This is a genomic window from Paenibacillus sp. 2TAB23 (genome assembly GCF_052115165.1).
Lineage (GTDB): Bacteria > Bacillota > Bacilli > Paenibacillales > Paenibacillaceae > Pristimantibacillus.
The window spans coordinates 1-11,330 of sequence record NZ_JBFRGD010000026.1 but is presented as its reverse complement, the minus strand read 5'-3'; the positions used below and the strand labels follow the sequence as shown (position 1 = coordinate 11,330).

The following is an 11,330-nucleotide window of genomic DNA, read 5'->3' as shown; positions in this document are numbered from 1 at the left end:
GATGAGATGACACGCGTTTATATGAATCGTTGGTTTTCGGTTGCATACCACTACATTAATATGATTCGGGACAATCCGGACGGAGAGGCTTTTGAGTTTTTCGGCACCCATCCTGATATTAATCATATGTCCTTGCTCGCGTCGGATCACATTGGCACCGAGCCGGCAGTCTTTGGCCGAGAATATGTCGACTTTTGCGTAGATTTTTGCAGAAGCAATGAAATCGATATTTTTATCCCGCGCTTGCACATGGAAGAAATATCGCGATATGCGCATCTATTTGATGAGATTGGCACGAAGGTAATGGTATGCCGCGATATTGAGCTGCTGGATGCCATGATCGAGAAGGATAAGTTTTTTGAGGCGCTGCAAGGCAAGGACTTGGTGACGATCCCCGACTACCGTGTGGCTACTACTGCGGAAGAGTTTAAGCTGGCCTATGAGGAGCTTACGGCTGCTGGCCATAAGGTATGCTTCAAGCCGACGAAATCAGAGGGAGGGATGGGCTTTCGTATTATTGACAATGAACGCGATCCCCTCCAGGATATATACGGCTACGTGACCTTGACGACGACTTTCGAACAAGCATATGACACTTTCTCATTGACGGACCGTTTCGAGCCGATCATGGTGATGGAGCTGCTGGAAGGAACGGAATATAGTATTGATTGCGTGGCAACTGCGGAGGGAGAGCTGCTGGCAGCGATTCCGCGCCGCAAATCGACCGGACGTACCTATCTGCTTGAGGAGTCGCCTGAGCTGCTGGATATCGCGAATCGGATTGCGGCAAGCCTGCGCATTCCTTATGCGTTCAATATTCAGGTGAAATACAACAACGACGTTCCAAAGCTGCTGGAGATTAACCCGCGCATGTCAGGCGGGCTGTACATTACCTGCTTGTCCGGCGTAAACATGCCATACTTGGCGGTTCAAGCGCTGCAAGGCAAAACAATTGTTCCACCGACGCCGCAATTCGGCATACAGGCCGGTTATGTCGAGCAGCCTTTGTTGATGCCAAATAAGTAGCAAATAAGTAGAAGGGGCATCCGTCCCTTCTTTTTTTATGGGAAGTATACGTAAAGTACATAGGGTATGACTATTGAACGATAAGACATGCAGGCGGACTCATTCGGTTTTATACCTCCGAACTGTTTTAAAGCGTCACCGTAACGTGTACTATATAGAATATAAATTTATTTAGCTTAGGATACTTACCTAGCTGCGAGGAGTTGCAAGAGCATGGCGGATGACCCCCGCGATTCCTACATTACCCAACAATCATATGAAATCGCCGCTTTGCGATCCCAGATAGAAGATCTCAAGCGCAGTGAGCGACGTCACCGTACGTTGACAGAGATATCACCGAATTGGATTTCCATCATCAAGCCAGGTGAGGAAACGACTATAATCTATTCATCTCCAAGCTGTCGGAATCTGCTGGGTTATGAACCCGAAGAGATGGTCGGAATTAACTGCATGTCTCTTGTGCATCCAGAAGACCGAGACAACGTCCGGGAATTCTTATTCGATAAGAATACGGAAGGGCGTATCTTGAAATCGCGCTGCCTCCATAAGGACGGACAATATAAGTGGTTGGAATTTTCTATCCGGTATTTGATGGATAATCAAGGCAATCTCGGAGAAATAATCGCCATTTCACGTGACATTACGGATGCCATCTACGTAGATCGGCTTGTTCAGGAGAGCGAGCAGCGGTACAAATCATTGTTCGACCACAACCCGGCTGCCGTATATTCGATGAATTTGGACGGCGATTACCTTACGGCTAATGCGAATCTAGAGATGATTACCGGGTACACGCTGGAGGAATTGATAGGCATGTACTGGGGGCCAATCGTGCACCCAAAAGATTTGCATAAGACCCTTTACCATTTTAACTTGGCCAAACAGGGCGAGCCGCAAAGCTATGATCTTACCATCATCCACAAAAGCGGCCATCTTGTAGAAATCAATTCTACGAATGTTCCTATTATTGTGAACGGTGAGATCGTCGGCGTGTATGGCATCACGGTTGACATTACGGAACGCCAACGCTATCTGGAACATATCGAGAATCTCAGCGGTCAAAACAAGCTGATATTAGACTCCGTTTCCGAAGGCATTCTCGGCACGGACTCTCTTGGAAAAGCGATGTTTCTGAATCCCGCCGGTGAAGAGATGCTGGGATTCAAGGAAGAAGAGAACGATCATACAGGCAGCCATCTGCCAACCGATGATCATCCGTTGGTTCAGGCCATTAGGGAAGGAAGGCCGCATTACAATTCGGAAGCGATATTCTGGCGTAATGATGGTTCAACATTTTTGGCGGAATATCATGCGGCACCGCTTTGGGATAAAGGCGAGCTGAAAGGATCGGTCGTTGTATTCCGCGACATTACGGGGGAGAAGGAGATCCTGCGTGCCAAGGAGTCTGCGGAAAAAGCGGATCGGGCGAAGTCGGAATTTCTAGCCATGATGAGCCATGAGATACGTACTCCGATGAACGGGATTATCGGAATGACGGAGCTTCTAATCGAAACGGAGCTATTGGAGGAGCAGCAAGGATATGCAGCAACGATTAAAGAGAGCGGCTACGCCCTGCTCCGGATTCTGAACGAAATGCTTGATTTTAGCCAGATTGAAGCGGGCAAGCTGGATTTACATCAGGAGGACATTCATTTGGAGCCGCTGCTTCAAAGTGCCGTAGCGCTTTTCTCGCCTCGTGCATCGAGACAAGGCATCAAGTTGTCATTGCGGCTGGAGGAGCGTATCCCGTCCACTCTGATCGGCGATGGGAGCAGGCTGCGTCAAATTCTGGTGAACCTCATCGGGAACGCGGTTAAATTTACAAATCAAGGCGAGGTATCGCTCTCCGTAGAGATGCTATCGACCCGTAATCCGAACGAGTGCTTATTGCAGTTCCTTGTAACGGATACGGGTATTGGAATTCCAGATGACAAGCTAGACCTTCTGTTCCAATCCTTTTCTCAGCTGCACCCCTCGATGAACCGAAAATACGGGGGAACCGGGCTAGGCCTTGCGATATCGAAGAAGCTGGTGGAGCTGATGGGCGGTACAATCGAAGTGAAAAGCCGCGAAAATGAGGGTTCTACCTTCTGCTTCATGCTGCCATTCCGGACAATTCAAAAAGAAACGATTCAGGAGCCTTTGTTGCCACCTCTGAAAAGAAGCGAGACAACCAATGAGCCAGCTGTTCATTCTAAGGTAAACGAGAGGCCGTTGAACATCCTGATCGCGGATGATGATGCAGTCAACCGTTTCTTGATGACCACTTTGCTGCGCAAATTGGGACATGAGCCTAAGTGGGCTCAGGATGGTGACGAAACTGTAAAAGCTGTCACGAGGGAGGATTTCGATATCGTGTTTATGGATTTGCAAATGCCAGGAAAAAACGGATTGGAAGCTACGGCTACCATTCGGCAGCTGCAAGGAAAAAGGAAGCGTCCAGTTATAGTGGCAGTAACGGCATTGGCCCGGAAGGAAGACCGAGACCTTTGCCTGGCTTCCGGCATGGACGATTACATCTGCAAACCATTGGGGGCGAATGAGGTAAAACGTGTGTTAAAGCATTGGGCGTAAGGCAAGAAAGCCGGGCAGCGTTGGGGGAAATGTGTTGCATATGATTTAGTGTTTAACCACGATAACAATCTGCCCTTTCATAGGTGAGGTTCAGCCTGAGCTATTTTGGCTGAACCTTATTTCAATTGAATGGAGAGGATTCTGCTAGGTCTTATGGAATCAATCCGCTGCGTTAAACTCCGTTAACAAAATCCCCTTTAATTTAATTCGGATATGTTATTCGAATGCAAAACATAGCTTGGTTAGGGAGTGCTGATCTTGTACGATAATTCAAAAAGGAAAATAAGAGGCTGGAAACGGCATGTTATTCCTTGCTATACGTGACCGCTATATTACAGCGTAAGTATAGCAAGGAGGAGAAAGAATAGCGTCCGTCTGGTTATGCTATAATGAAAGAAATCTTTTGCGAAAAGGAGATATATAGATGATCACCCTAAATCATGAACCGATTGTAAAAGCGGACATGCTGATCCGTAAGCCAGTTGAGGAAGTATTCGAGGCGTTTGTTAATCCGGCCATTACGGCAAAGTTTTGGTTTACGAAGAGCAGCGGAAGACTGGAAAAGGGCGCACATATTCGCTGGGATTGGGAAATGTATGGGGTATCGGATAACGTTTTTGTAAAAGAATTCGAACAAAACAAACGTATTGTAATCGAATGGTCGGATCATACGTTGACCGAGTGGCAGTTTATTCGAAGGGCAGATAGGGAAGCCTTTGTTACAATTACGAATTCAGGTTTCACGGGAGATGGAGATGAAGTCGTTAATCAAGCCATTGACGGCATGGGCGGATATATGATCGTGCTTTGCGGGCTAAAAGCGCTGCTTGAGCATGGCATTATATTGAAACTCGTATCGGACAAGGCTCCTGATGCCAACGTTCAACGTTAAATATAGGAATCATGCGGCAGTTCACCGAAGAATCGGGGCTGCCGTTTATTTTTAGCAGGTACTTCCTCCAGATCTCTTTAGTCGAAACATCGTTAACAGAGCTTGTTTCTTGAAAATTGACTTCTAGGATAGAAAAACGAGATAATTAAGCATAACGAACGTATAGAGTTAAAAGGAAGCAAGTTTGAATGGAGGTGCAGCAATGAGCGGTTTGAAAAAAACCTTAGGCATCGCAGCCGGCAGCTATGCCGTGGGACTTGTTGTTTATTGGGTTACTTCTCCTTATATAGCGATTGCCGTACCAGCGGTCGGTTTGCTTGTCGCATTGTCGTTGAGACAGCGCAGCAGGAAAGAAATCGATCAGCGGACACAAGGACCGGAGCTCCAGCAAGGACAGCAGAACCCGCCGCTGCAGCAGCAGGCGAATGCAGGAACGGGAGCTTCGGCCCCGCAAGCGGTACCGGCCGCTCCAGCAGTAGACGCTGCGCCGGTTATTACAGATCCCGAGCTGGCTTCAGCCTTGGAATACATTGGCATTATCGAAGATATGATTTTACTCGAAGGCAAGCAGAACAATTTGGACGATGAAATCGTACAGAAGACGCTCGCTCTGCTGGCGCGATTAAACCGCCTAATTCCGGATTTGGTCGCGCTTGGGGACGCCAGCATCAATCACAATATCGTTCGTCTGGTCCGAAGGGACCTGAACTCGACGATCAATCCGTTTCTTAGGCTGAGCGGCGAAGCGAAGCGCCAGAATAGGCGGCTTCTGCTCGATGGGATTAAGGACGTGGATTCGAAGCTTACCTTTTATACGAAAACGATAGAGCAGAAGGACCTGATGGAGCTGCGCACGAAGGCTGAATTGATTCAACAACGTTATCGACTTTCCGATTAATGAAGGGGGAAACAAGCCATGTCACAACAACTCGTCCAATTAAGAAGTGAAGATCTTCAGAAGCTGGAACAGGAAGTACAGGTCACGATGCAGAAGGTCGCAACCACGGATGCGATGCATCTGGACTCGCTGATGGATGAAATTACGAAAAAAGGCCAGAAGACGCTGGAGCGCTCTGGACAGACCTTAACGATGCTGGAGCGTCCGCTGTCCGACCTCATGTCGGGCAAGCGCTCCGAGGTTGCAAACAATATGCTTAAGCTGCGCAGCGAGGTAGAGGATTTAAGCCGCAGCAAACAGCTAACGCTTGTACAGAAGCTCATGCGCAAGGCACCTATGAAAAACTATATATATAAATATCAATCGGCCAAGTCGAATGTACAGGTCATCGTCAAATCATTGCGGGACGGACGCGATAATTTGGAGGAAAACGTTGTGCATATGCGCAACTTGAAGCGCAGCAGCTTGGACAATGTGTATGACCTGCAGCTGCTGGTCGAATACGGCAACCGTCTCAAGAAAATGTTCGAGGATGAAATTGCGAAGCCAGAGAATGACCATCGGAAATCGCATCTGGAGCGCGGACTTCGCAAGGTTGTAACGAAGCTTCAGACGTATACGGAAATGATCATGCTTTATCAGCAGGCTATTGCCGCTACGGATATTATTAATGACACGAATGACAAGCTGATGGATGCGCTCGACAGCTCGATTGATAAAACACAGCATCTGATGTCGGTATCCGTGCTCATAGCTAGCGCGATTGACGATCAAATGAAAGCGATTGAAGCGGTTAATTCAACGAACGAGATGCTGGGCAATCAATTTGCCGAGAATGCGCGCTTGCTGAACGAAACAAGTGAGCGAGCGAATCAAGCGTTGACCAAACCGGCAATGAGCATGGAGCTCGTGGAACGGGCGATGACGGATTTGTTCTCCGCAATGGACAAATACGAAAACTCCAATCGCCAAATTATTCAAACTGTCTCGCAGCAAACGGAAAAAATGACCCAAATTAATCAGAAGGTTGGCCAGCGCCTAGGCATTCAAGCGGGTGCAGGAGCGAGTCAGCGCGAGCTTCCGACTCATGCAGCCAAAGGTTTTTTGGAATAAGCATCGCCTGTGATTGTGTATTGGACGAGCCCTCACGGGCTCGTTTATTTTGTTTTTGGAGGGCTAGGCCCGCGCGGTACGTGCATATATAGGGAATCGCCTGCATAGCTTTAAAGAAAAAATGAGGTGATCCTGTTATGATTAGCGGTATTGCTTTGGCAACGCTTCTTATCGTCTTGATTGTCGTCGCAAGCTCGGAGAGAACGGAAGCGATTTTGCAGGATATGCGGTAATGACTGGTTACTCCCATCTCTGATTTGGTATAATGGAAAAAAATTATACTGATGGATCGGAGGTATGCCACGTGGAGTTTACCTATGAAATTATTTCGGAATCGAATATCAATATAAGATTTATATACGGGGGAGAATGGTTTACCTTCAATCTGTTCAATCGCGACGAGCAGTGGGTGCTGCATCCATTCGATTCATCGCTGATCCGCAACAAGGATATGAGCAGGCTCGTGATTGCCGATCTCATTGCGCATCGACCGTTCCAGGTCATGCTTGCCAAAGAGGGCATCATGATCTCCGAATTGAATACGTCAATTCCGCTTGGCCAGCAGCCGGAGCCGGAAGTGGAATACGAGGAGCTTCCCCGGATCAGAAGGGGCTCCGATCGGATTTTTGACGAGCAGCCTTCTTCCTCCGGCAATGAATCTATCGATATTGATCGATTAATTGAGGATAATGATCTGGAAGACTTGGTCAGCATGGAGGTCAAGCTGATAGAGTCGCGCCAAAATATGTACAATCAAATATTGCATCGGATGTTTATGGCAGACTTAGGGCCAACCGATCCTGAGTTCCAGAAAATTCAGCAAATCGTCAAAACCTACGGTGAAGCGAAGTCAAGGCTTCTCGCGATACAATAACGGTGCCGCTTCCTGTATAATAGGAGCATTGACTGTTTGTGGAGGAGATTGGATTGGCACAGCTTTATTACAAATACGGTACGATGAACAGCGGCAAGTCATTTGAAATTATTAAGGTGGCCCATAATTACGAGGAGCAGGGCAAGCAAGTGCTTATTTATTCGCCCTCCGTCAGTGCAAGAGGAGGCGTTGACCGTGTCGGCTCCCGCGTCGGCTTTGAACGGGAAGCGATTCCAGTTCAGGAGGACACTAATCTTTATGAGAGCGTGAAGGAGTTTGTCGCAGCGGCTGCGCCTTCCAACATTTATTGCGTGCTGATTGACGAGGCGCAATTTCTGAAGAAGCATCACATTCTGGAGCTGACGGCAGTCGTGGATGAGCTGAACATACCGGTTATGGCATTCGGTCTCAAAAATGATTTCCAGAACCAGCTTTTCGAGGGCAGCTATAACCTGCTCGTGCAGGCAGACAAGATCGAGGAGATTAAGACGATCTGCTGGTTCTGCGACCGCAAGGCTACAATGGTCATTCGTTTTCATGACGGGCAGCCAATGAATGCGGGCGAGCAGATTCTGATCGGCGGCAATGAGGACTACAAGCCGGTGTGCAGGCGCTGCTATAATGAAGCTTTCCGTAAGGCTTAGCAGAGTCGGGTTACATGGCAGAAAACGAAGACAAAAACGATAACAAAAACGAGAACGAGAACGAAGACAAAAACGATAACGAAAACGAGAACGAAGACGAGAACGAGAACGAGAACGAGAACGAGAACGAGAACGAGAACGAGAACGAAAACGAGAACGAAGACGAGAACGAGAACGAAAACGAGAACGAGAACGAGAACGAGAACGAGAACGAGAATGAAAACGAAAACGAGAACGAAAACGAGAACGAAAACGAAACAGTAAACAATAAGCGCTGTCTCAAATGTCATTTCTTGAAAATGCAATTCCCGATTGTGCTGCAGCATAGAGCGAAAAAGAACCTTCAGCTCCACTTTTTAGTGGTTGAAGGTTCTTTTTGCATGTTATAGGCTTGTCCGACCTAAGTTACCCTCATGGGACAGTCAGCCCTATGGCGCTGTTACAGGCTGAATTCGCTAGGATTGAGTCCCAGTGTAGTACAGATATCACGGACAGCTGCCTGCTCTTTAGGATCGAAATCACCGTCAGCAGCCCCAATGGCACTGCATACACCGACGATTACACGGCCAACTTCAGGCTTGCTGCGGAATTTTTCAATCGCTTTAAGCGCTTCCTGCTTGCCAATCATGCCGTCAAACTCAATATTGCCTACGTAATGGTTGAAACGGTTGATGACATCGGTCATGTTAAACACTTTAAGCTCTTCGCTGCGGCTGATATAGCCGGTCATTTTTTGCTTCTCATTCGAATCAATGGAGCCGTCTGCCCCAGCTACGATAGCGCAGCCTGCAACGACTGCATCTAGAAATTCTTTGTTTTTAAACTTTTTGACTTGATCATTCAAGCCCTGCTTCGTATTTGACAGCCAAGATGTAAATGAACTCATTTTGTTCAGCCTCCCTGAGCGGATTTTTTAGGTTGTATCTCTATTGTAGTTTCATTTGGGGGTAATTAGCAAATTTTGAGGAAAAAAGTCTGTTTTTGCGCAGGCTGTTGAGCTGCCGTTCCGCTGTGACGGACGTGCGCAGCGTTGTGACTGAAGGGAGCGGAGTTCATGCTGAAACCGATTGCAAAATGCAGAAAAACAACGCACATAATCGCAAGAACGCGCCATATTTTCAAACCCTTATCAATTTTATACTTGTAGGTAATCACGTCTGTGCGGTTCTACGAAAATGGAATGGCATGTGCGGGAGACGGCTATTAAAGTTTCGAGGAGGGTTTGGCTTGAACAGAAAGATGTCGATGATGACGGCAATGCTATTGGTCTTATCGCTGATGACTAGCCTTTTTTCGGTTGGCGCGGCTCCATTGGTACAGACCGTGGGAGGACTTCCCGCCTACTTGGATCCGTCCAAGAGCGCAAAGGTCCGCGCAGCGGATTTGCTTGCTAGAATGACAATTGAGGAACGCGCGGGTCAAATGATACAGTCTGAGAAGGGCAATATTACACCGGAGGAGGTTAAGCAATATTTTATCGGCTCGGCGTTGAGCGGAGGAGGCTCCTTCCCGAATGGCAAGCAGCAGGACAGCACGCGTGAGAATTGGCAGACGCTGATTGACAGCTACCAAGACGGAGCGCTTTCCACAAGGCTTGGCATTCCGCTGCTGTACGGCGTAGACGGCGTGCATGGCCATAACAATGTGAAGGGGGCGACTTTGTTCCCCCATAATTTCGGCCTAGGTGCTGCGAATAATGCCGAGCTCGTGATGCAGATCGGCGCGGCAACGGCGAAGGAAATTCGCTCGACCAGCGCGAACTGGGATTTCGCGCCAACGATTGCGGCGCCGCAGGATATTCGCTGGGCCGCACGTATGAAGGCTACAGCGGCAGCCAAGCGATCTCGAAGGCGCTTGGCGTGGCCTATATCAAAGGCCTGCAGGGCGAGACGGCGGCTGAGCGCAGCCAGACGAGCCGGGTGGTAGGCGCCGCTAAACATTTCATTGGCGAAGGCTATACGGATAATGGAGTGAACCAAGGAAACGTGACAAAAGATACGGAGGATGAGCTGCTAGCTTCGGATTTGGATATGTACCGCGCGGCGGTAGAAGCTGGCGTACAGACGTAATGGCTTCCTACCACAGCATACAAGGTCTCAAGATGCATGCAAACAAACGGCTTCTAACCAATGTGCTGAAGGGCGAGCTCGGATTTAAAGGTTTTGTCATTTCGGATTATAACGTATTCAGCAAATTACGCGTGATCAAGACGGGGCGCCCGTGAGCGGTTTGAAAAAACACCGCTTCGAATTTCGGATTGCAAAGATGTGCCAGGCCCTCAATGTCTCTAGAAGCGGCTACTATGCTTACATCAAACGTCCTGAGAGCAATCGAAGTGTCGAAAACCGAAAGCTGCTTGATACCATACGAGACATTCACATAAAAAGCCACAGGATATACGGATCACCGCAAATCACCAAGAATCTGCTGGCTGACCAGAAAGCAAGTCGAGGTCGTGTAGTGCGCCTTATGCAAGCAAACGGGATTCGGTCTAAAGTGGTTAAGAAGTACAAAGCAACAACGAATTCCATACATAATCTGCCAGTGGCGGATAACTTGTTGAATCAAAATTTTAAAACCAGCAAACCGTGTGAGAAGTGGCTTTCGGACATTACTTACATCCCTACCGACAAAGGCTGGCTGTATCTAGCAGGTGTACTGGAACTGCATGGTCGAGCTCTTGTTGGATGGGCTATGGATAGTCGTATGAAGACGGAGCTGGTCTCCGTCGCTTTAAAACAAGCAGTTGGCCGTACAGGAGCCACGAAAGGGTTGACCGTCCATTCAGGTCGTGGCGTTCAATACGCCAGCAAGAAATACCAACGACTTTTGAAGAGGAATGGATTCATTCGCAGTATGAGTCGCAAGGGTAATTGTTACGACAATGCTCCCATGGAATCCTTTTGGGGTAAGCTCAAGATGGAATGGCTCAATGAACGTCATTTTAAGACTAGAGCTGAGGCTAAGAAAGCCGTTTTTGAGTATATTGAGCTCTTCTACAACCGTCGGAGGACACATTCCTCAAACGGTTATATCCCGCCATTCATGCATTCTAAGGCGGTATAGATAGTTAGACAAACAGTTGTAACTGAGGGTTTCTTGCTATCTACAATTTCATGGCAAGGTCACTGAGCTATATTGGAGACTACGATGCAGAAAATGCAATAGAAACCTCACATGTGCTGCCACCTGAGGGGCTACGTTGTACAAAGTACAACGAAAACCGGAAATTCCGTTGAAACAAACTAGAATCTGCTGATTTCATTGCAGAAACTGCAATGTAGAGGGGTGATGGCGTGCTAAATGGTC

11 protein-coding genes and 1 pseudogene are annotated in these 11,330 nt (G+C 48.0%); 11 read left to right on the top strand and 1 reads right to left on the bottom strand.

Annotation, left to right across the window (positions count from 1 at the left end; translation table 11 throughout):
• Positions 1-6: 6 nt before the first annotated feature.
• The 8 genes from AB4Z29_RS27175 to AB4Z29_RS27140 all read left to right on the top strand — a co-directional run bounded on the left by AB4Z29_RS27175 (position 7) and on the right by AB4Z29_RS27140 (position 8,410).
• Complete coding sequence (locus AB4Z29_RS27175; protein WP_441946110.1) at positions 7-1,026, top strand: ATP-grasp domain-containing protein; 1,020 nt, start codon at positions 7-9, stop codon at positions 1,024-1,026.
• 213 nt (positions 1,027-1,239) lie between these two features.
• Positions 1,240-3,600: a PAS domain S-box protein gene (locus AB4Z29_RS27170; RefSeq protein ID WP_441946109.1), complete on the top strand. Its 2,361-nt coding sequence runs from the start codon at positions 1,240-1,242 to the stop codon at positions 3,598-3,600.
• A 424-nt stretch (positions 3,601-4,024) separates the two neighbouring features.
• The gene (locus AB4Z29_RS27165; protein ID WP_441946108.1) at positions 4,025-4,492 is read left to right on the top strand and encodes an SRPBCC family protein; all 468 of its coding nucleotides are present in this window, start codon (positions 4,025-4,027) and stop codon (positions 4,490-4,492) included.
• A 202-nt stretch (positions 4,493-4,694) separates the two neighbouring features.
• Entirely contained in the window at positions 4,695-5,390 is a 696-nt protein-coding gene (locus AB4Z29_RS27160; RefSeq protein ID WP_441946107.1) for a hypothetical protein, read from the top strand.
• Between the two features lie 18 nt (positions 5,391-5,408).
• Positions 5,409-6,503, top strand: coding sequence for a toxic anion resistance protein (locus AB4Z29_RS27155; RefSeq protein ID WP_441946106.1), 1,095 nt, complete (start codon positions 5,409-5,411; stop codon positions 6,501-6,503).
• 304 nt (positions 6,504-6,807) lie between these two features.
• On the top strand, positions 6,808-7,377 hold the full coding sequence (locus AB4Z29_RS27150) for a hypothetical protein (protein ID WP_441946105.1): 570 nt from the start codon (positions 6,808-6,810) through the stop codon (positions 7,375-7,377).
• A 53-nt stretch (positions 7,378-7,430) separates the two neighbouring features.
• Complete coding sequence (locus AB4Z29_RS27145) at positions 7,431-8,021, top strand: thymidine kinase (protein ID WP_441946173.1); 591 nt, start codon at positions 7,431-7,433, stop codon at positions 8,019-8,021.
• Positions 8,022-8,035: 14 nt separating this feature from the next.
• The gene (locus AB4Z29_RS27140; protein ID WP_441946104.1) at positions 8,036-8,410 is read left to right on the top strand and encodes a hypothetical protein; all 375 of its coding nucleotides are present in this window, start codon (positions 8,036-8,038) and stop codon (positions 8,408-8,410) included.
• Between the two features lie 50 nt (positions 8,411-8,460).
• Here the strand turns inward: AB4Z29_RS27140 and AB4Z29_RS27135 are convergent, their stop codons facing one another.
• The gene (locus tag AB4Z29_RS27135) at positions 8,461-8,907 is read right to left on the bottom strand and encodes a tellurite resistance TerB family protein (RefSeq protein ID WP_441946103.1); all 447 of its coding nucleotides are present in this window, start codon (positions 8,905-8,907) and stop codon (positions 8,461-8,463) included.
• A gap of 188 nt (positions 8,908-9,095) precedes the next feature.
• On the opposite strand from AB4Z29_RS27135, the pseudogene AB4Z29_RS27130 reads away from it, so the two are divergent.
• The 3 genes and pseudogenes from AB4Z29_RS27130 to AB4Z29_RS27120 all read left to right on the top strand — a co-directional run bounded on the left by AB4Z29_RS27130 (position 9,096) and on the right by AB4Z29_RS27120 (position 11,087).
• Positions 9,096-10,090: pseudogene (locus AB4Z29_RS27130) on the top strand (glycoside hydrolase family 3 N-terminal domain-containing protein).
• A gap of 32 nt (positions 10,091-10,122) precedes the next feature.
• The gene (locus AB4Z29_RS27125) at positions 10,123-10,245 is read left to right on the top strand and encodes a hypothetical protein (protein ID WP_441946102.1); all 123 of its coding nucleotides are present in this window, start codon (positions 10,123-10,125) and stop codon (positions 10,243-10,245) included.
• Positions 10,242-11,087 (top strand): IS3 family transposase, encoded by an 846-nt coding sequence (locus AB4Z29_RS27120; RefSeq protein WP_441946101.1) that lies wholly within the window; start codon positions 10,242-10,244, stop codon positions 11,085-11,087. The genes AB4Z29_RS27125 and AB4Z29_RS27120 overlap by 4 nt, the downstream gene beginning before the upstream one ends.
• Positions 11,088-11,330 lie beyond the last annotated feature (243 nt).